General features: G+C 36.0%; 26 protein-coding genes. 6 read left to right on the forward strand and 20 right to left on the reverse strand.

The annotated features are described in order from the left end of the window. Nucleotides 1-84 precede the first annotated feature (84 nt). On the forward strand, nucleotides 85-555 hold the full coding sequence (locus MKY51_RS09570; RefSeq protein WP_339171374.1) for a DinB family protein: 471 nt from the start codon (nucleotides 85-87) through the stop codon (nucleotides 553-555). Nucleotides 556-679: 124 nt separating this feature from the next. After that, entirely contained in the window at nucleotides 680-952 is a 273-nt protein-coding gene (locus MKY51_RS09575; RefSeq protein WP_339171377.1) for a YesK family protein, read from the forward strand. A 100-nt stretch (nucleotides 953-1,052) separates the two neighbouring features. Here MKY51_RS09575 and MKY51_RS09580 read toward each other — a convergent pair whose 3' ends face one another. Both MKY51_RS09580 and MKY51_RS09585 read right to left on the reverse strand, forming a co-directional pair. Continuing rightward, entirely contained in the window at nucleotides 1,053-1,886 is an 834-nt protein-coding gene (locus tag MKY51_RS09580) for a hypothetical protein (RefSeq protein ID WP_339171380.1), read from the reverse strand. An 88-nt stretch (nucleotides 1,887-1,974) separates the two neighbouring features. Further along, the gene (locus MKY51_RS09585) at nucleotides 1,975-2,175 is read right to left on the reverse strand and encodes a phosphate starvation-inducible protein PhoH (RefSeq protein WP_339171383.1); all 201 of its coding nucleotides are present in this window, start codon (nucleotides 2,173-2,175) and stop codon (nucleotides 1,975-1,977) included. Nucleotides 2,176-2,524: 349 nt separating this feature from the next. On the opposite strand from MKY51_RS09585, the gene MKY51_RS09590 reads away from it, so the two are divergent. Beyond that, nucleotides 2,525-3,022, forward strand: coding sequence for a histone acetyltransferase (locus MKY51_RS09590; RefSeq protein ID WP_339171385.1), 498 nt, complete (start codon nucleotides 2,525-2,527; stop codon nucleotides 3,020-3,022). A gap of 42 nt (nucleotides 3,023-3,064) precedes the next feature. On the opposite strand, the gene MKY51_RS09595 is transcribed toward MKY51_RS09590, so the two are convergent. The 11 genes from MKY51_RS09595 to MKY51_RS09645 form a co-directional block, all read right to left on the reverse strand. Continuing rightward, a complete protein-coding gene (locus MKY51_RS09595; RefSeq protein WP_339171387.1) occupies nucleotides 3,065-4,864 on the reverse strand; it encodes a prolyl oligopeptidase family serine peptidase in 1,800 nt (599 codons plus the stop codon). Between the two features lie 172 nt (nucleotides 4,865-5,036). Next, on the reverse strand, nucleotides 5,037-5,642 hold the full coding sequence (locus MKY51_RS09600; RefSeq protein ID WP_339171389.1) for an ABC-2 transporter permease: 606 nt from the start codon (nucleotides 5,640-5,642) through the stop codon (nucleotides 5,037-5,039). Next, complete coding sequence (locus MKY51_RS09605; RefSeq protein WP_339171392.1) at nucleotides 5,635-6,501, reverse strand: ABC transporter ATP-binding protein; 867 nt, start codon at nucleotides 6,499-6,501, stop codon at nucleotides 5,635-5,637. Before MKY51_RS09605 ends, MKY51_RS09600 begins: the two co-directional genes overlap by 8 nt. Nucleotides 6,502-6,506: 5 nt before the next feature. Next, a complete protein-coding gene (locus tag MKY51_RS09610) occupies nucleotides 6,507-6,878 on the reverse strand; it encodes a GntR family transcriptional regulator (protein ID WP_339171394.1) in 372 nt (123 codons plus the stop codon). 322 nt (nucleotides 6,879-7,200) lie between these two features. Then, on the reverse strand, nucleotides 7,201-7,971 hold the full coding sequence (locus MKY51_RS09615; protein WP_339171397.1) for a hypothetical protein: 771 nt from the start codon (nucleotides 7,969-7,971) through the stop codon (nucleotides 7,201-7,203). A 150-nt stretch (nucleotides 7,972-8,121) separates the two neighbouring features. After that, nucleotides 8,122-8,511: a DUF2500 domain-containing protein gene (locus MKY51_RS09620; RefSeq protein ID WP_339171400.1), complete on the reverse strand. Its 390-nt coding sequence runs from the start codon at nucleotides 8,509-8,511 to the stop codon at nucleotides 8,122-8,124. Nucleotides 8,512-8,678: 167 nt separating this feature from the next. Continuing rightward, nucleotides 8,679-9,248, reverse strand: a complete 570-nt coding sequence (thpR, locus tag MKY51_RS09625; RefSeq protein WP_339171402.1) for an RNA 2',3'-cyclic phosphodiesterase — start codon at nucleotides 9,246-9,248, stop codon at nucleotides 8,679-8,681. Nucleotides 9,249-9,680: 432 nt separating this feature from the next. Beyond that, nucleotides 9,681-9,971: a hypothetical protein gene (locus MKY51_RS09630; RefSeq protein WP_339171405.1), complete on the reverse strand. Its 291-nt coding sequence runs from the start codon at nucleotides 9,969-9,971 to the stop codon at nucleotides 9,681-9,683. A gap of 318 nt (nucleotides 9,972-10,289) precedes the next feature. Then, complete coding sequence (locus MKY51_RS09635; protein ID WP_339171407.1) at nucleotides 10,290-10,661, reverse strand: hypothetical protein; 372 nt, start codon at nucleotides 10,659-10,661, stop codon at nucleotides 10,290-10,292. Next, the gene (locus MKY51_RS09640; RefSeq protein ID WP_339176605.1) at nucleotides 10,658-10,861 is read right to left on the reverse strand and encodes a helix-turn-helix transcriptional regulator; all 204 of its coding nucleotides are present in this window, start codon (nucleotides 10,859-10,861) and stop codon (nucleotides 10,658-10,660) included. Before MKY51_RS09640 ends, MKY51_RS09635 begins: the two co-directional genes overlap by 4 nt. A gap of 175 nt (nucleotides 10,862-11,036) precedes the next feature. Further along, nucleotides 11,037-11,516 carry a nucleoside deaminase gene (locus MKY51_RS09645; RefSeq protein WP_339171409.1) on the reverse strand — a complete coding sequence of 160 codons (480 nt, stop codon included), beginning with the start codon at nucleotides 11,514-11,516 and terminating at the stop codon, nucleotides 11,037-11,039. Between the two features lie 190 nt (nucleotides 11,517-11,706). Between MKY51_RS09645 and pdxS the strand changes: the two genes are divergently transcribed. Beyond that, the gene (pdxS, locus tag MKY51_RS09650) at nucleotides 11,707-12,591 is read left to right on the forward strand and encodes a pyridoxal 5'-phosphate synthase lyase subunit PdxS (protein WP_339171411.1); all 885 of its coding nucleotides are present in this window, start codon (nucleotides 11,707-11,709) and stop codon (nucleotides 12,589-12,591) included. A gap of 1 nt (nucleotide 12,592) precedes the next feature. After that, entirely contained in the window at nucleotides 12,593-13,180 is a 588-nt protein-coding gene (gene pdxT / locus MKY51_RS09655) for a pyridoxal 5'-phosphate synthase glutaminase subunit PdxT (RefSeq protein WP_339171414.1), read from the forward strand. 41 nt (nucleotides 13,181-13,221) lie between these two features. On the opposite strand, the gene MKY51_RS09660 is transcribed toward pdxT, so the two are convergent. Continuing rightward, nucleotides 13,222-14,475, reverse strand: a complete 1,254-nt coding sequence (locus MKY51_RS09660) for an S-layer homology domain-containing protein (RefSeq protein ID WP_339171415.1) — start codon at nucleotides 14,473-14,475, stop codon at nucleotides 13,222-13,224. Between the two features lie 319 nt (nucleotides 14,476-14,794). Here MKY51_RS09660 and MKY51_RS09665 point away from each other — a divergent pair, with 319 nt between their 5' ends. Then, complete coding sequence (locus MKY51_RS09665) at nucleotides 14,795-15,322, forward strand: DUF2179 domain-containing protein (protein ID WP_339171416.1); 528 nt, start codon at nucleotides 14,795-14,797, stop codon at nucleotides 15,320-15,322. 35 nt (nucleotides 15,323-15,357) lie between these two features. Here the strand turns inward: MKY51_RS09665 and MKY51_RS09670 are convergent, their stop codons facing one another. The 6 genes from MKY51_RS09670 to MKY51_RS09695 form a co-directional block, all read right to left on the reverse strand. After that, nucleotides 15,358-15,801: an NUDIX domain-containing protein gene (locus MKY51_RS09670; RefSeq protein WP_339171419.1), complete on the reverse strand. Its 444-nt coding sequence runs from the start codon at nucleotides 15,799-15,801 to the stop codon at nucleotides 15,358-15,360. A gap of 32 nt (nucleotides 15,802-15,833) precedes the next feature. Continuing rightward, nucleotides 15,834-16,442 carry a cysteine peptidase family C39 domain-containing protein gene (locus MKY51_RS09675; protein ID WP_339171422.1) on the reverse strand — a complete coding sequence of 203 codons (609 nt, stop codon included), beginning with the start codon at nucleotides 16,440-16,442 and terminating at the stop codon, nucleotides 15,834-15,836. Nucleotides 16,443-16,701: 259 nt separating this feature from the next. Continuing rightward, nucleotides 16,702-17,538 (reverse strand): hypothetical protein, encoded by an 837-nt coding sequence (locus MKY51_RS09680; RefSeq protein WP_339171425.1) that lies wholly within the window; start codon nucleotides 17,536-17,538, stop codon nucleotides 16,702-16,704. Between the two features lie 42 nt (nucleotides 17,539-17,580). Continuing rightward, a complete protein-coding gene (locus MKY51_RS09685; protein ID WP_339171429.1) occupies nucleotides 17,581-18,072 on the reverse strand; it encodes a fructose-bisphosphate aldolase in 492 nt (163 codons plus the stop codon). 11 nt (nucleotides 18,073-18,083) lie between these two features. Then, nucleotides 18,084-18,536, reverse strand: a complete 453-nt coding sequence (locus tag MKY51_RS09690; RefSeq protein ID WP_339171431.1) for a GNAT family N-acetyltransferase — start codon at nucleotides 18,534-18,536, stop codon at nucleotides 18,084-18,086. A gap of 21 nt (nucleotides 18,537-18,557) precedes the next feature. Continuing rightward, nucleotides 18,558-18,749: a hypothetical protein gene (locus MKY51_RS09695; RefSeq protein WP_339171434.1), complete on the reverse strand. Its 192-nt coding sequence runs from the start codon at nucleotides 18,747-18,749 to the stop codon at nucleotides 18,558-18,560. Nucleotides 18,750-18,770 lie beyond the last annotated feature (21 nt).

An 18,770-nucleotide genomic window follows, 5' to 3' on the forward strand; every position in this document is an offset into this window, starting at 1 on the left:
TTGAAATCTAACCTTCACCACTATTTTCCAATAAACCCATTTAAGTTATAATTTGTTTACTATTCTACTAGAATGAGGTGCAAAATGTTATCTTTATTTAAATATAATTGGCAAGTACGGGAAGAATGGTTCAAATGGTGTGAATCATTATCTGAAGAAGAATTTTATAAAGAGCGCGTTGGGGGTATGAAAAGTATTCGTGAAACACTTATCCATATAATAGATTGTGAGTTGCTTTGGTTGAATTCATTAGTTGATGGAAAAGTAGCTTTTGATGGGCGTCAAATCCTTACTCATTTGAGTGAGATCAAAGAATATTCGAGTTTTGTCCAATCGTTAACTGAACAGTTTGTTGAACAACTTCCTTCAGACTATGAGTTCAAAATAATAGAAGTACAGCGACAGGACGGTTCACTATTAGAGTTTACACAAAAAAAGATTCTCGCCCATATGATAACGCATGAAATTCATCACATCGGTCAGCTGTCCATTTGGGCGAGAGAAATCCAGCGAAAGCCGATTTCTTCGGATTTAATTATAAGACATTTCGAGTAATCAATAGTCAGCAATTTCCTAATGCCCTTAAATAATTGGAAAATTTATGTTAAGGTTTTTACAGAAGTGTTTTAAGTATATAACAGTCATGTTGGTTCGCGGAAACATAATAGGAGGTAATTAAGTGGATGCTTTAATGTTGGACGGTTGGACTCCGTTAATATTGTTAGGAATTTTGTTTGCATTTATGATGTTTTTCATTGCCCGTAAAGTTTCAAAAAAAGTTTTGCTTTTAACCTCTGCTGTAATGACACTACTTTGTTTCGGATTAATCCTTTTCAGCATATTAGTTGTCGGTGGTTGGGAAGGTATGGGTCTAGGCTTCTTTGCATTTACTATTTTTGTAGGCGTTTGGATAGGTACACTTTTTGGGATTATTTTCAAAAACACGAAGTAAGGGTTTTAGTCGAATAGGCAGATTGAACGCTCAGGAAATGTAAAATCTGAGCGTTTTTTATATTCTCTACTGCCATATTACCGCTGACTTATATATGAAATTACATTACCAAATCTATAATTTCTTTTACCCATTCGGTGTTCTCGTCGACGCCGTATTGCTCACTTAATTGTTTATGAACTTGAATAAATTCTGGAATGATACTTTTCATGACAGTTAAAATTTCTTCTTGTTCCCTACTAGAGTGCCATTGAACTAACAGTGTTAATTGCCGTTCACTTAATTTGCTTCTATCTCCTTCTAATTTCGCCCAATCCCCAAAGGTGTTTGGTTGTATGCCTGCTTCCATATACCAGCCGGTTATCATGGATAATCTTAAATTATCTAAATTGTGTAGTGCATAATAGATTTCTTTTCTCATCACTCTTCTATAGGCTTCATGAAGATAAGCAAAAAATTTTGTTCTCCAATGCTCAATTTCTAAAATTGTTGGGCTATACGTTAATGTTACTGATTTTGTTAATACACCATGGATCAAACCAGTTGGATCATGGACAATTTTCAATTTTTGAGTCCAGATAGATGGCTTCATATGCTCTGTTTTATAATAAAAGCTGTCCACTTTTATAAATGACCTATAATGTGCCGTACTGTAATTTGCCCAATGAAAGTCTTCATAGAAAAGTACATTTCCCCAGTTACTGGCCCTTTGCTTTTTATTCAACCTATATTCCTCATAAACTTCATCTTTTACAACAATACGGAGATCGATATCAGAATATAAATCCGTTTCCTCATTCCCTATGGATCCTCCATAAAAAACGGCCAACACGTTCTCGTCTTTAATCAGATCAAGTTCGATTGTATCCATCAGTTCTTGACGATGCTTTGTAAGCAAAATATCTCGTTCTTTATTTTTAGTTTCTAATCCCACACATATAAAACAGCTCCTTCGTTTATACATCCTCTTATTATCATTCGAAACAAGGGCTTAATTACCCTCTTTTTATATAGTGAAGAATTTACAGCAATCGAGGCATTAGCCACCATGCTACTACGTAAATGCTCAATACGCCCCACGCAACAGTTATTATTATCCATCTAAGGATTATTGGTGTAGCTGTACTATCATGAATTTTATCTTTCAAACTTCTCATTTTGATTGCACATACAACCATTCCGGTGATGATGAGTACAATAACCAGGATTGATAATGCATCCATAATTTAACCTCCCTTCATTTTTTATTAAAGTATAGGAATTTTCTTTTAGATAAAATTCAGAGCCAGTCCTTCACATATGCGATTACACCTAAAACAGCGCCTATTGCTCCACCAATAAAAACAGGAATAACATAGCTAGATCTATTCACTTTCTCATTTCGTAACTTATTATTGAGAGTCATATTCATTACCCCTTTATGTATCTATACGAATAAAAATGGTAAATGTTTCAACTTTTTTATATTTGCAAGTAATATCAGGGATAGCTAATGTCCCCCTATTCCTTTTAAAGGATTTCACTAAATTATATAGAAGTAGTTGTAGAAGTACATTAAGTAAGGTGGTAATTATGAAAAGATGGCCTTGGCTAACATTAATCGGTGTCATTTTTGTTGGTTGGTTTATTTTAGACCTCTGGCAAGAGCATAGTAGATATGAAGTGTTAAAAGGGATTATGAGTAGTGAGACTCATATTGATACTATTTCAGTAATAGATCGCAAAGCAAATGAAGAATTGTTAACCTTTACGGAATCGGATGCAGCTTTTACTCCAATGATAGAAATGTATAGGTACCCCTATGTACAGTTGGAGCGTCCGGATCATAAAATTCTTAAAGAAGAGCCGTTATTCGATATCGAATATAAACAGGAAAATGAAGTTAAATATGTAGTAAGAGTTCAACAATTGGATAGTATACCTGCACTGGAAACACAGTTAGAAAATCGCTATATTTATTCCCCAGAAAATAATAATAAATTTTATATTTTTGGAGTCAAAGAAAACGACCAGCTACTAGTGGTGAACGAAGGGTTTCAATCATTATTGGATAAGCTTATTTCAAAGTAAAACAGCGACAATCACTCTTGTATAGTGGTTGTCGCTGATTCACTAGGCTTTCACTTTTGACGTTGCAAATTGACTAAAGAATGAAAGGATTTTTTGGTAAACCGCAATTTCATTTTCTTTTTTAGAGAATCCATGACCTTCGTCTTCCAGAAGCATATATTCAACTTCACGGCCTTTATCTTTCAACGCCTGTACAATTTGATCCGACTCTTCTTTTACAACGCGCGGATCATTTGCTCCTTGAATAACGAGCATTGGTTTTGTCATCGTCTCTAAATACGTGATCGGAGAATATTCAATGAACTTTTCTTTGTCTCGTTCTGGATTTCCTACCCACTGATCCATCATTGGTTTCCAGTCTTCCGGAACTGAATTGACGAATGAAAACAAATCCGACGGTCCAAAAATATCGACTACCGCTTTGAAATATTCTGCATGTCGTCCGTGAAGCAATAAGGCCATATAGCCACCATAGCTTCCGCCCATCAATAATATATTCCCTTTTTCTGCATAGCCGTTATCAATAAGCCAATCGAGACCTGCGACATTATCAAGACGTGGACCATATCCCCAATCTCCGTCCACCATTTTCGTGAAAGCTAATCCATAACCTGTTGATCCACGGAAATTTGGCGCAAATATACTATAGCCATTATTTAAAAAGAATTGGAACGATGCTCTGAAGAATTTTCGCTCTGCAGCTTGAGGACCGCCATGTGGCCAAAAGATGATTTCCCCATTATCATTTTCCTTTTTTGCTTTGAAGAATAGGGATTCAATTGCCAGTCCATCAAAAGATGTATACGTAATCACTTCAGGTTCCACTAATTCGCTTTGGTCGACACCCGGAACCGCATATTGAGTAAGAGAAGTCCAATCATTTTCTGTAAATTGGTAAATATTATCCGGTTTAATAGCAGTACCGCCTAACATATATAAATTTCCTGACTTCGTGACAACCAGCTTATCAATCGTACTACATGGCGTTTGTATTTTCTCCCACTCATCCGAGGACAAATCATACTTGTATACCGTATCTTCTACACCTTTTTCACTAACAATATACAGGCGTTGATTGTGCTTATCATATTTCAGGGTAGTGAAGCCTTCATTCTCTATTTCTTTAACTTTAGTAAATTCATCCGTTTCCAAATTATACGATGCTAAGTATGTAAAATCTGCGTTGTAGTCTGTTAATAAATAAACAAGATTATCTGTTGCAAAACATGCATCACTAACCGTGTGCTGAGAATCGGTAGCCGGTGTCAGTAAAGTATGATCGTTCCCCCGTTTTGCATACAACAGTGTATGTGTATTTGAATACGCCGTCATATAAAGGAGTGTTTCTTCATTAGAGCTTAAACCAACTGTTAATGTAGGTGTCGTTTTACCTTTTAAAACCAATTCTTCCTCCCCTGTTTCCAGGTCATATTTATAAGTATTCAAAAAAGAAGGATTTCCTTTTGAAGAAGTGTAATAAAGCCTATTCCCGTCTTCTGAAAGAATCATTCCAGTATTGCGCGTTCCTTCTTCCTGAATAATTGGCTGTAATGTACCACCATGAAGAGGCAGACCGAAGAACTGTGTATTTTCATCGCCATCGTGATCAAAACCAGCAAGGATAAATCGTCCTTGTTTATCATACAAAAGACCCTGACAACTCTGGTTATTGAATGTCAACTGTGTTGGAAATGTGCTTGGCAGATTCATTGCCCATAAGTTATACTTTCCGTTTAAATTTGTACTGAAAACGAGCTGGTTTTCATCTGGACTGATCGCAAAATCCCTTATCGAAAATGTACGTAAAAACTGCTCTGCCCCTGGTTTAGGAAATGAAACCATATTGATACTCCCCCTTATTATAAAAAACTGAATTATTACTAAATTACCATAAATATACTATTATTGAAACAAATAAGTAATTCATTAAAAGAAAAAGCAAACCCGCACGATGCGAAGTTTGCTCTTTGAATAGCTACATATATTTATATACTAGATGGAGTGTTATCTTTATTTAAAACGCCTTTCGCTGATAAATGCTGTTTGTTACCAACCAGGAACCGACATAGATTGTGATGACGAGTATTGTTGCGCCTGTATATAAAGCAGAGTTAGATAAATTAACAATAAAATCCTTGATCACAGTCAATTGTTCAGCTAAAAATAATACAATAGATGGTCCGACCGCCGCTAAAAGGAGAAAACTAATCAATACAGTCGGAAAAATATAACCTGGCTTAAATAAATAAAATAATGGGAAGGTAAATGAAGCAAATACTAAAAATAAACTACAACCAATCGCAATATGTGTAAGTGTAAAAGGTTTATTGAAAACAAATAATGTGAGACTTGTTACGCCAATTGCTAACACCATATAGATCACAGCACCGATATAGCGGGATGCGATAATTTCCGAGCGTGTATAAGGTAAGGAATTTAATAAGATGTTCGTTTCAACTTTTTCATCGTAAGCATATGTGTTAAAGGGAATCAGAATACTGGCAATGAGAAAAATCATAGCAGGATTTGCTTCCATGAAAATAAAGAAAATGACAAAAGGTACAAAAAGTAATAGCTGTTTTTTCTGTAATATCACATCACGCCTAATCAGATTAAACATGTTGTATTCCCCCTTTCATGTAATACATGATCTCTTCCAGAGAGGCCTGATCAATGGCGACGGTGTCTCCGAAAATTTTTTGTACTCCTTTGATATTATCCGTTAATGCTTCAAATCCTGTTAATGCACGGTGAACATGAATAAATGCCTGTTCAGTGTCTCGGTCCAGAAGTTCCAATCTCCCTTTAACAAGTGCATAATTTTCAACTACATCGAGAATAGACTGATTGAATAGTAATTCACCCTTCTGAATAAGCGCAATATAATCTGCAATGCGGTCTAAATCGGACGTAATATGTGTGGAGAAGAAAATGGTACGATCTCCATCCACCATTAATTCCTGTAATAGATCCAACAGCTCTCGTCTAAAAATGGGATCTAATCCTGCTGTTGGCTCGTCCATAATGATAAGCTCCGCATGATGGGATAATGCGATTGCCAATGATGCCTTCATTTGCATTCCTTTTGAAAAAGTCTTTATTTGTTTATTCAGCGGTAATTCAAATTTTTCCAAGTATTGATTAAATAGTGCGTCATCCCAGCGTTTATATGCAGGGCCTACAATGCGTTTAATATCTTTTAAGTTCAGCCCTTCAAAAAACACATTGCCATCGTAAACAAATCCAATGCGCTCTTTAATCGCCTTCTCGTGTTTCATGTAATCCAATCCGAAAATCTTAATTTCCCCGACATCCGGTCTTAATAGATTCATCATCATTTTAATCGTTGTCGATTTACCTGCACCATTTGCTCCAATAAATCCTGTTATAAAGCCTTTCTTCACTTCTAAATTTAAATTTTTTACAGTAAAATCTTTAAATTTCTTCGAGACATTTGTAAGTTCAACAACATTCTCCATTCAAATCACTCCTCATATAAGATTTTTAATAAGTCTTGTAATTCTTCAAGCGAGAGACCAATTTCTTTGCTATTCATGATGACCGAGCTCATTTGTTCCTCAATGACTTTCAATTTCTTTTCTTTTATAACTTCTAAATTTTGCTCTGCAACAAAGGAACCTTTTCCAACAATGGAATAGATAAATCCCGCTTTTTCCAATTCCTCGTAAGCCCGCTTCGTTGTGATAACACTAATTTGCAGTTCTTTGGCCAGATTACGCATGGAAGGTATTGCTGCACCCTCCTGAAGTTCACCTGATAAAATAGCGGATTTAATCTGATTCGTAATTTGTTCATAAATGGGTTCTTTTGAAGTGTTTGAAATAATTATTTGCATGCCAATCCCTCATTTTTACATATTAAAATCGTGTTCTTCATTACTTGTTTTAACAGTTAAGCTGTCATATAAAATGGCAGTAAAACATCCAAATAATCACAAACCTTTTATATAATGTGTATATACTATAATCACATTATATACACATTAACAATATTTGTTCAACCATTTTTTGTAAAGTTATTATGTTTATGTCAAATAAAGTTTTAGTTCCTATGTAAATATATCAGGTTAATAAAATGCAAAAAGAGTAAAACAGGGTGCTGTTTTACTCTTTCGCTTATATTTCTATATAAATTTTCCACCTTATTCGATCTTTATATTATTTAAATTTCACAATCCAAGGTAATGTTTGTTCACCAAAATCGGTCATCGCAAATAAATATTCTTCCTTTTGCCATTTCGCCATTGTACCGGATTGTTCGACATCGACATGTAAATAACCGTAATCTTTTGGTACTGGAAGCATATTCGTTTCTAAAAACTCAACTGTTTCTTTCGCTAAAGCTAAGCTTTCTTCGGCTTTTTCCGTCAAGGACCGCGCAATAATTGCCCAACGTCCTTCATTCCAGCTTGTAAATAAAGAGCCCGCCCCGGCATCTTGATATCCTGTAATTCCATAGCCTAAATCGACAGCTTGTCCACTATCGAAAACGGTTTGGTCAATCTCTTTGCCCGCCAATTCTTTTGAGTCGTATTTAGTAATTGTTACTTGTCCAATGTAAGTTCCATCTTGCTCAATGGCCTTATCGTTTATCGCCAGTTTTTCTGATGTTTCATAGAAATTAAATGTTATGACATCATTATCAATCTTAGTTATGGCAGTTAAAAAGCTGCCCTCTGAAACGGGAAATTCGGTAGGCATTTCGACATCCCAATCATTTGGAATAATACTTTGAAAATCTTCTGTAGTTGAAGTATCTTCTGCCGGTTGATTTGAATCCGCTTCTTCCTTACTCGGAGTATTTGTTGTATCTACTTCACTAGACTTTGAATCAGTTGCAGAATCTGGATCGGCTGTTGCACTATTATTTGTCTCCTCACATGCTGCTAATAGAAAAAGGCTCAAGACAAATGGCATATATTTTTTCAAGTTCTCACTCCTAATATTTGACTTGTATAAAGTATCATACATTTTTCAAATTATATGTTCAAAAGATGGGTAGCAAATAACCAGATAAAAAAGCGCTGATTCCATTCCGGTATCGCGCTGTTTTTGCCGAGCCTTATTAAGTTGCGGAAATTACACCCGACTAAAATCAAGATATCTTGTACCTTGGAAAGTTAGCTTTCCAATATCCCCTTCTGCTAGCATACCGTACTCTTTCCCGGATACATGAAACTCCGAACGGTCACCACTCTCGAACTCAAAGGTAACAAAATAAGTTGTAGAGGTGCTGTGGGAATGGTGGTTATTATCATGATGGTGATGGGTACGTCTTGTTACATTTGTTCGTTTCACTTTAACGATGGCCGGAACGGTTAATCGAGGTGAGTTCTCGTTTTTCTTCCATTGCTTTAACCCACTAAATAGACTAGCAATTATTGAGATAACGATGATAATAAAAATAATTGCGATAAATATTGGTCCCAAGTTGAATAACCAATCCCCTCTTCCTGGCATGTCATACATGATATTTACCCCCTTGCTCAGTTAATTAAATTATACGGATAAATTGGAAAAAAGTTTCAGGTTGATGATTGAATCCCCCAAGACACCTTAACCTTCCCAACAAAAAAACGAGCGCAGATTCTTTTTAAAGAATCGCACCCGCGCACTAATACACTCGAAAATAAACATCATTCTTCTAAATAAATCGACGCAATCGGTTCATATTTCGGTGTATTTTCTATATTTGATTTATATAAGACGATTTCATTTACTTTAAAAGATAAATGCTTTTCTTTAAAAGGATTTTGCGTGACTAAGTAGTCTACTAGAAAATCTTCATTAGCTCCCCATTTTCTGGCGAATGTAATATGTGGATGATATGGACGTGTTTCTAACTTAAAGCCTTCAGCAAGACAAGTTTGATGGACTATTGCCTGAATTTCATATAAAGCATCTGCTTCACTTACTGCACCCCAAAATATTCGAGGTGATTTTTCAGCTCCAAAAACACCCAATCCTTTAATATCTAGCATAAAAGCTTTTTGAATCTTTATAGATTCCCCTACTGATTCAATAACAGAGGAAAGTTGCTGCGGATTTACAGCCCCAAGGAATGCAAGTGTTATATGATAATCATTTAAATCAACCCATCGCTTAAACTGGAATACTGGTTTAATTCTATTCAGTTCCTCATACATGGTTTGTTTGATTTCATCCGGAATCCGAACCGCCCAAAAATAGTGTGCCACTCTCTCCATTTTCTTCACCTCTTGCTGCTACAGAATGGACAGTATAAAAAGAATCAATACGTATTTAAAATTACATATTTCCAATCGAAATCGAAAAGCTGAAGAAAATAAAATTTATAGAAGTTAACAGTAAAGCAACTATGACATATAATCGACTGTTCTTTACCTCAAAAATTATGGCAGCCAGCCCAGCAAGTATTAAATAAATCCAGCATACATTCCAAAGTAAATCGACAAACTCAGTTGGAACATTGGTAAAAATTCCGCCTATAAAAGATATCCACACAATAAATGTACTGATCAGAAAAATAAGCGTTAATTTAGTCGGTTTTAAATTGTCATTTTCAACATAGAAAAAGATAATAATCATACTAATGATATTAAGAATAATTAAAGTGAATACCGTTGACAATACATCCTCCCCTTAACTGGTGCTTAATATTAGCAGATACTCGCTTCGATCATCTCAATTTCGCCATGTTGATTTACACTATCTATCCCGCGTTCGCAGTTATCTTTTATTTCCCACTCAATGTAGTATTTATTACTTTTCAATTCAACCGATCGTATTTCCGTTCGACCATTCTGGTTTAAGTGATTATCCAAGACCATTTGCTTTGCTTCGTCTTCAGTAATGACGTTTTGAATCGATGAACATCCGCCTAATAATAAGACTGCCATTACTAAAAAAAGTTCAAAAAATCTTTTAGTACCTGTTTGAATTGGTCTCATTTTACCCTCCCTTTTCAAATTGTTAAAAAATAGACGCGTTCTTCTTAGAGAACTGCGCCAGATAATACACTCACTGTACCTTTCTTTTTGAAGAAGGCATTTTGCTAACTCTAACAGTAATGTACAATATTAAACCAAATGCAATACCACCCAGTAGAATTAAACCTAACTCAGCAAATGCTATCACTGATAGAATCGTAATAATGACCCCTAATAGTATAAAGAAAAATATTTGCATTATGTTTTCCCCTTTCATTATCGGACTGTCTTATCCCAGTTTCATGTGACTCATATTATGTTTACATATGTACAGCTTCACTATATCCGTTTCGAGAAAAAAATCATTGTTAGAGGAATGGATGTTACCATAATACAAAATAAAATCGTTAAAACTTCTGTTGCAGTGTGCGTTTTAGCTACTGTAATAAATAGCAGTGTCATAGTTGCAAACAGCGTGAAATAGTTAACTGTCATACTTTTACCTATAATTTCTTTTGTACGCTCATCTTTAGGAAATAAATGTGGCGATAGATATGCCATCATTAACGAACTTGTTCCCAAGAAAAAAGTCATAATACCTACTGGAAAATCACCATTTGCAATATAAGGGTAATTAATATAAATACTTAATGGAACCATAATAATACCTAAAAATAAGTATGACAGTTGATTTTTTCGAGCTTCGTTCATTCAGTTTCCCCCTCATAAATAAATACATCTTCAATTTTACAATTAAAAATGTCTGCCAATTTAAATGCTAGAATAATCGACGGATTATACTTTTCTTTTTCTAATGAAATAATCGTTTGTCTAGAGACAGAAAGTTTTTCTGCCAACTGGTCTTGTGTCATACTGTGCTGAGCCCGTAAAACCTTAATATTATTTTTAATAAAAAACCCTCCCTATATGTAAAGCGAGTTTTACTTAAAGTAAAGTTTACTTTACAAATATTTAATTTGCAAGTCCTCAATAAGTACCTATTTTTATCACAACAAGATAAAAAAACGCTAATTCTTTTTACAGAACAGCGCTTGCTTGCCACAAAATCATTTTATATTTTATTCATTATTTCATTTCGTGATGCTGACGATGAAGCTGGTGGACTATCTCTGCTAGTTCAGGAACAGGACCATCTACTATTGCATCATTTATAACTTCTTGAATGGACAGATTGCGTACACGTGAAGGTGCTTGTCCAAATTCTTCTAGCCATTTTGCCAATTGTTCAGATGAACTTGCATAAACAATTCGCCCTAAACCAACCCAACCGTGAGCAGCGGCGCACATCGGGCAATGTTCCCCTGAAGTATATACTGTCGCTCTGCGTCTTTCTTCAGGTTCCATATTATTTGCTGCCCAACGCGCTATTGCAAACTCGGGATGCTGTGTATGGTCACCGCCTGCTACATGATTATGATCTTCAAACAACACTTCTCCCTCAGCGGAAACAAGTACTGATCCAAATGGCTCGTCACCTTTTTCAAGTGCTATTCTTGCTAATTCCACACAACGATGTAAATGTTTCAAATCTATATTATTTATCAAATTTGTAACCTCCTTAACCTGTAATTAGAAAGCCTTTGCAATCACTATTATAACAGAATTATCAGACTGTTTTATGCCCATGGCTTTAGGTATCTACCCACTGACCCTAAAGATTCACAATAAATTGACTATTTTAATATGGTCAATTTTCATTATACTAAGAGTCATTACAGGAATGGAGGTTATTTACATGGTACAAGTTGGAACGGATCGAGTAAAACGAGGAATGGCAGAAATGCAAAAGGGCGGCGTAATTATGGATGTTATTAATGCAGAACAAGCAAAAATTGCGGAAGCGGCAGGTGCAGTAGCCGTAATGGCCTTGGAACGTGTGCCTTCAGATATTCGAAAAGCTGGCGGTGTTGCCCGTATGGCGGATCCACGAATTGTAGAAGAAGTGATGAATGCCGTTACGATTCCGGTCATGGCAAAAGCACGAATTGGTCACATTGTAGAAGCACGTGTATTGGAGTCAATGGGTGTGGATTATATCGATGAAAGTGAAGTTTTAACTCCTGCTGATGAAGAATTCCATTTACTTAAGAGTGATTATACAGTGCCGTTTGTTTGTGGTTGCCGTGACTTAGGCGAAGCAGCTCGACGTATTGGTGAAGGAGCTTCTATGCTTCGTACGAAAGGTGAACCAGGTACAGGCAACATTGTGGAAGCAGTACGCCACCTTCGAAAAGTTAATGCCCAAGTTCGTCGCGTTGTCGGAATGAATGTGGACGAATTAATGACCGAGGCAAAAATTTTAGGTGCCCCATTTGAATTATTATTGGAAATTAAGCGTTTAGGACGTTTACCTGTTGTAAATTTTGCCGCTGGTGGCGTGGCAACACCTGCAGATGCCGCGTTAATGATGGAACTTGGTGCAGATGGTGTATTTGTTGGTTCCGGTATATTTAAATCAGAGAACCCAGAAAAATTTGCACGTGCCATCGTGGAAGCAACTACACATTATACGGACTACAAACTGATTGCGGAAATTTCGAAGGAACTTGGCACACCGATGAAAGGAATTGAAATAGCCTCATTGAGTGTTAATGAACGGATGCAGGAGCGTGGCTGGTAAAATGGCGAAAATTGGAGTACTTGCATTACAAGGTGCGGTAAAAGAGCATATTCAGCAAATTGAACTTCTTGGTCATGAGGCTGTTGCAGTTAAAACATGCGGTGACTTACTCGGTATTGACGGTCTAATTTTACCCGGTGGAGAAAGTACGACAATGGGTAAAATGTTAGAACGAAATGATTTGTTAGACCCTATTATGTCACTGGCACAGCAAGGTGTACCAATGTTCGGGACCTGTGCCGGTCTTATACTGCTGGCCAGAAAGATTAAGGATTCCAATATTCCTCACCTCGGTTTAATGGATGTAGAAGTGGAAAGAAATTCTTTCGGACGACAGGTAGATAGCTTTGAAGCACCGCTATCAATTCCATCAATCGGTAATGAAATAACAGCAGTTTTTATTCGTGCACCGCATATTGTCTCAGTCGGTAAACATGTCGAAATACTTGCTACATATGAAAAACGAATCGTACTAGCCAGAGACGGCCAATTTTTAGGCTGCTCTTTCCATCCAGAACTCACTGATGATGTTCGAATCCTCGAATATTTCATCGGTATGGTAACAGATTTCATAAAGGTTCCTAGATAGACAAAAAGAAGCACAATTGTGTGCTTCTTTTATTTGCCGTATTATTTATTCAAACCCTTTTCATGTATCCGATAGATCATGGCTGCCATATGTGCTCTTGTTGTCGGATTGTTTGGACCAAATCGGCTAGCCGTATAGCCCGCCATAATGCCTTCTTGTTTCATCGTTTCTATCGCAAGAGATGCCCAAAAGTTATAGTCTACATCTTTAAATGAATTTACACCTTTGTTAGCAGGTTGGCTATAAAAACCGGCATTATAGAAAATTTGAGCCATTTGTGCCCTTGTTAAATATGTATTCGGTGAAAAACGTCCATCACCAATACCATTAATTATTTTATGCTGTGCCACTAAACGTATAGAGTCTGCTGCCCAAAAACTATTTTCCACATCAGTGAAAGAGATGTCTTTATTTGTTGTAGTCAGCGCTAAAAAGTTACTAATAATAGCGGCAGCCTGAGCTCTTGTTATCGATTGATTCGGTTTATATGTACCATCAGGATAGCCGGAGATCCAACCTTTTTCAGTTAAGAATAAAATCTGTTGTTCGGCCCAATGTCCACCTATGTCCTTTAACTTTCTATCATCAAATTGATACAAATCCCGTTCATCCATGATGGCCCCTACTTTATTTCGATAGTATTCCCCGCCTAAATGGATATAGCCGGCATTGGCAATGTCAAACAAATATTCTTTGGAAGCCCGCTCATAATCCCATCCCTTTTTCATCCGTTCTTCGTAGTTGGTTTTAGCGAAACGATAGCGATCATTTAACAGTAAGTTCCCTGCCAAATATTCAACCGCTTCTTTATAGGAACTAAAAGCGCGATACCAGTTATCCCTTCTTTTGCTTTCATCATAAATTTTACGGTCTTTTCCGAAATCCTTCAGCACAGGTACCGGTTCATAATCTTCATCAGGTTGCCCTTTCAACTGCCAGGCATTCTTCGGGTTATACCCCCAAACCTTTACTCCGAAAAGATTATTTGCATTCACTGCTATTCTTGTTGTTCCATAGCCGCTTTCCAGAGCTGCCATTCCAATAATTGCACTAGCAGGAATTCCCCATTGTTCATTTGCTTTCATTGCATATGTAGAAATTTCATTAATAAAGTCTTCCTTCATTTTAGTTGAAGGATATTCTTGTGTAGATAAATAGGCGTTACTGTTTCTTCCAGACTTTTCGTCTTCAAACGGGAGAAGGTTTACGCTTTTTGCACTCGTGCTTAATGAGCTGCAATTAAAAACTAGTAGAAAAATTAATAGTGATAGTACTGCTTTGATTGATTTCGCCAAATTCATAACTCCTTAAATATTCAAATAATAATCTCGGACTCTATCATCATAGCAGTTTTTTATTAGTCTTAGTGCATAAAATATCATTTTATTAATACTAATTGATGGGCATATTGCCTAACTTTACCTATTTTGATTAATCAAAAAACACCGTTTAAACTATTGGCTATATAATGGTCAGGAAGTATCAATATAGCACCCGCAATGCATTTCCCCCTCATTTTATAGCATTTGCTCAAATAATTAATAAGAATATAAATTTCATATTAGGGTAGAAGTAAAAAAGTAAAGTAAATTTTTGAGTGAAAGAGGGGATTTCATGCAGGAAATAATCCTAATCCTGGTCATACAGCTCGTATACGTGCCGTTAATGACCTTACGAACAATTTTCTTAGTCAAAGATATGAGACTTCTAGCCTCGATTTTCGGGTTTTTAGAAGTTCTTATTAACGTATTCGCACTTTCTATCATTTTTAGTGGTGATCAGAACTTTATAGCGATGGTTGTGTATGCACTCGGATTTAGTATCGGGATACCGGTCGGAACAATGATTGAAAATAAACTGGCTATCGGTTATGTCTCTGTTACAATCAATACACAGCAGAAAAACCAGGAACTGATCGACACGTTAAGAAACAGCGGCTTTGCCATTACGACATCTGTCAGTGAAGGTCGTGACAGTGAACGTTATAAATATGAAATTCTGGCGAAACGAAACCGAGAAAAAGAATTATTCTCGCTTGTTGAGTCAATTGAACCTAAAGCCTTTATCATTTCATATGAGCCAAAATCTTTCAAAGGCGGTTTCTTAGTCGACCGCATGCGTAAATTTAAACTACGACGTTAAAATAAAAACGAGCTGGATGCATTGATTCCAGCTCGTTATTTATGTTTTTGTAGTTTCAGTCCTTCATTGACTGCCCAATTATGATGGGCATGTATTAAGAGATCCCGGGCTTTATCTGTCTCAATCCATTTTATAAAATGGTCGTCATCAATGGGATCTTGAGTTTTCTTCAATATTTGGGCAAAGTAAAAATAGCCTTCATTTAAAATTGGTTCTTCTTTCGTTGATAGAAAAAAGCACTTTGCGTTTCCTATAAAAGAACCGATTACTCCGTTATATCCTGTTTCTTCAAGTATTTCTCTTTCCAGGCATTCCGTATGGTTTTCACTATCTTCTATCCCGCCACCTGGCAAAAAGTAATCACCTCTGGAAGTTTGAACAGTTAGTACTTCATTCATTGTTGAACTAAAAATAACGGCATAAACCCCTTTTCTTAATTCATAATTCACGCCATTTAATTTCTCTCCAAAAATTTTCATAATTTCACCTGCTGTTCATCGTTTTGGAAACTTTATTTTCCCTCTACTGCTATATATGTATTGCTGTAAGGAAGCATATGGATTCTTTTTACATCCCAAAGTTTTTTAAATTCTTCAATCGGAACTTTTCGATTATAGTTTTTCTGTTCGCCTTCATCATTTACTAAATGACCGAGTGACTCTGAAAGGTAAATAAACTCTTTGTCATATCCGACTACCGGGACAAAATGCAGATTTTTGAGATCCTTCTTCACTTTAATAAAAACAATGACCGGTGTCCCTTTGCTGACTTCGTATTTCAATGAATTTATATTCCCTTTATAATAACGAGTTTTAAATCCCTTATTTTTTAAAACCGCCCGTATTCCTTTAGGGTATACATTGCCTGTTTTTGTTTTGTTAGGGAAATGCTGATATAATACTTCCCCTTCAGCATCCTTGCCAAAGTGACGCAATAGGTACGCCGTTGAAAATGCCGCGCATTCCGTCCCTTTTTGGAAGTCGATTCGATTCTCGTGCTGAATCATGTAAGTAGCCGGAAAATCCTTTTTTCTTATAACCGGCATCGGCAAAGTCATTAAATACGTATTAATGGCTAGTGAGATAATAACCCAAAAAACAACTGAATTAATTATAATCATGCTACTCCCCCAATATATGAATGCATTGTGTGACTACTATTTTTGTTTAATCTTCTTAGAATTTTCCAATAGTAGTACAATTCCAATAACCAATGAAAAGAAAAAGTACATGCCTGCAAAAAACTTAGAAATTAAATCTTCCCGAACAAGAAATTGGGAAGCTGAAAAATACATTGCTATAAACATAAGCATTGTGATTAAAGACTTTCTCCATCTCATAATTATCAGCATCCTTAAATGTTTAGTGGGTTTCTATAATTTAAAAAGTGCGTAACAACGTTTTCATTCTCGCTTCAAAATCTGGATGTCCCCAATAAAGCATAGCGTTCTCAATACCTTCCTCATCTACTAAATGCTTTACTAAAAGATAAGCAATATAATAACCAAGCCGGCTATAGCCAAATGTTTGACCCCCGTTAATCGAGAACCATTCTTTAAATATTTCAGCTGAAGTGCATTGAGCTAAATCTTGCTGAAAAACATTGATAAAGGTTTTTGTATTTTCTTCACAAAAAGTCAGCCACTCTGGATCTGGTTGATATGCAAAATAAATATCCTGATCTGCCTCTACTACTAAAGTTGATAAGTATGTTGCTACGCCCTCTTGCAGTAGCCATGTGAATGGGTTACGCCATTGTATATCTTCTGCATCTATCCCGTTATGTGTAGTGAAAAGGTGATGGACTGCATGGCCAAATTCATGTGCAATTATTACTTTTAGACCTGCCTCATTCGACTCAAATTTTTCAACACAAAAAGCAATATGAGGATCCATTGAACGATAAGTATAAGCATTCGAACCACCTAAACCGACAAAAATATAAACATCCTTTGTAAATTTTATCGGATACCGCTTTTCGTACTCCTTTGTAATTTGAGGAGTTAGCGATTTTAATTTATCGGTAATCCAGGACATTTGTTCAATTTTATTTGGATGAGCTTTTAATGCGTTTTCAAGTTTCAATTCCTTATTTTTACAATGATGATCAAAGTAATAGCTATAGATTTGAGGGTGTTGATTAAAATAATTTTCGTAGTACTCTTTGGAAGGTTCATAGTGATTCAGAAATGGACTAGCTAGATCGTATATTTTCATCAAGATGTCTCCAATCTATTAATTAATGATTTAAGCCATGACTTATTCAAACTCCACTAAATCTCCAACTTTATATTCTTCTGTCACGATTTCCCCACCGTTGTCAATTCTTACTTCAAAAATAATCGTATTCAATGCCTCTCTGATTGACCCTTCATTTAATCCTTTAGAATAAAAGAAAAATTCCTGAGTATGCTTTGCGAAATTCTCACTCTCATTATTTTGTTCACTACCACCGCCAAACCAATATCGGTCTGTAGCATCCAATGAATCAAGCGCTTCCTTCCAGCTATCGCTAAATGCAAAATGAACTTTCTGGCCGTCTACATTATTCACTTCTACGTTTAATGTAAATTTTCTGAAATCATCAATATGTGGATTTTCTAATTCATGTGTTCCAACTCGCTCAAATTCATCCTCGGTCAATGGTGAAATTATGGCTTCAATTGTAGTAGTAGGCTCTGCTCGAAAACTGCATGCAGTCAATATAAACAGGACGGAAATCACAACGAATAAAAAATTGGTTTTTTTCATATTGTTCCTCCCTATAGCTCTTTCGATAACCGGATCATATCGATACACTGGATGCCATTCTCGTAAATTTCTTCTGAGTAATGCTTAATGAAATAGTTATGATCAACTGAAACAATCCGAAAACCGCATTTTTGATATAACGCCAATTGCCCAATACTTGAATTTCCCGTACCAATTTCTATCGTCTTATAGCCCTTTGTTCTGGCTACACGAATGGCATCACCGATTAATAATTTCCCGATCCCTTTTCCCTGATGCTCTTCAGCTACTGCGACATTGACTATTTCCACGGTTTTTGGTCTTGTTGGCAACAGGACATAGACACCAATGATTTGCTCATTACTTTCAGCTACAAAACATTCTCCCTTTGCCAAATAATCTTCCACGATACTTTTAGAAGGGTCCGCCAGTAGTAATAATTCCATTGGCACTTTTTCGCATTTTTCCAACCTTTTAATCTCCACAGTTATCCCCCTTTACTTCGGTTAGTTTTCTTTATCACTTTCCTTTTCCAACTCTTTTTCAATATCATTATTTAAGTTTGATTTTTCTTCTTCAATCTTATATTTCTCTTTTATTAAAATTCCAAGTTCAGAATAATTAATCCCATGCTTTACTGCCAAAAAGACAACGATGTAAAGTAAGAATCCTAAAAAAGCAAACGATAATATATCCATGTAATCCTCTCCTTATATTAT

Source organism: Solibacillus sp. FSL R5-0691, from assembly GCF_037974225.1.
Lineage (GTDB): Bacteria > Bacillota > Bacilli > Bacillales_A > Planococcaceae > Solibacillus.

Coding starts and splice junctions, on each gene's coding strand:
- MKY51_RS09610 (WP_339171394.1), bottom strand. CDS start 6,878: ATGCAAATAATTATTTCAAACACTTCAAAAGAACCCATTTATGAACAA.
- MKY51_RS09585 (WP_339171383.1), bottom strand. CDS start 2,175: ATGGATGCATTATCAATCCTGGTTATTGTACTCATCATCACCGGAATG.
- pdxT (WP_339171414.1), top strand. CDS start 12,593: ATGGCGAAAATTGGAGTACTTGCATTACAAGGTGCGGTAAAAGAGCAT.
- thpR (WP_339171402.1), bottom strand. CDS start 9,248: ATGGAGAGAGTGGCACACTATTTTTGGGCGGTTCGGATTCCGGATGAA.
- MKY51_RS09595 (WP_339171387.1), bottom strand. CDS start 4,864: ATGGTTTCATTTCCTAAACCAGGGGCAGAGCAGTTTTTACGTACATTT.
- MKY51_RS09680 (WP_339171425.1), bottom strand. CDS start 17,538: ATGAAAATATACGATCTAGCTAGTCCATTTCTGAATCACTATGAACCT.
- MKY51_RS09630 (WP_339171405.1), bottom strand. CDS start 9,971: ATGAGACCAATTCAAACAGGTACTAAAAGATTTTTTGAACTTTTTTTA.
- MKY51_RS09665 (WP_339171416.1), top strand. CDS start 14,795: ATGCAGGAAATAATCCTAATCCTGGTCATACAGCTCGTATACGTGCCG.
- MKY51_RS09675 (WP_339171422.1), bottom strand. CDS start 16,442: ATGATTATAATTAATTCAGTTGTTTTTTGGGTTATTATCTCACTAGCC.
- MKY51_RS09695 (WP_339171434.1), bottom strand. CDS start 18,749: ATGGATATATTATCGTTTGCTTTTTTAGGATTCTTACTTTACATCGTT.
- MKY51_RS09600 (WP_339171389.1), bottom strand. CDS start 5,642: ATGTTTAATCTGATTAGGCGTGATGTGATATTACAGAAAAAACAGCTA.
- MKY51_RS09670 (WP_339171419.1), bottom strand. CDS start 15,801: ATGAAAATTTTTGGAGAGAAATTAAATGGCGTGAATTATGAATTAAGA.
- pdxS (WP_339171411.1), top strand. CDS start 11,707: ATGGTACAAGTTGGAACGGATCGAGTAAAACGAGGAATGGCAGAAATG.
- MKY51_RS09570 (WP_339171374.1), top strand. CDS start 85: ATGTTATCTTTATTTAAATATAATTGGCAAGTACGGGAAGAATGGTTC.
- MKY51_RS09685 (WP_339171429.1), bottom strand. CDS start 18,072: ATGAAAAAAACCAATTTTTTATTCGTTGTGATTTCCGTCCTGTTTATA.
- MKY51_RS09635 (WP_339171407.1), bottom strand. CDS start 10,661: ATGAACGAAGCTCGAAAAAATCAACTGTCATACTTATTTTTAGGTATT.
- MKY51_RS09620 (WP_339171400.1), bottom strand. CDS start 8,511: ATGTATGACATGCCAGGAAGAGGGGATTGGTTATTCAACTTGGGACCA.
- MKY51_RS09590 (WP_339171385.1), top strand. CDS start 2,525: ATGAAAAGATGGCCTTGGCTAACATTAATCGGTGTCATTTTTGTTGGT.
- MKY51_RS09605 (WP_339171392.1), bottom strand. CDS start 6,501: ATGGAGAATGTTGTTGAACTTACAAATGTCTCGAAGAAATTTAAAGAT.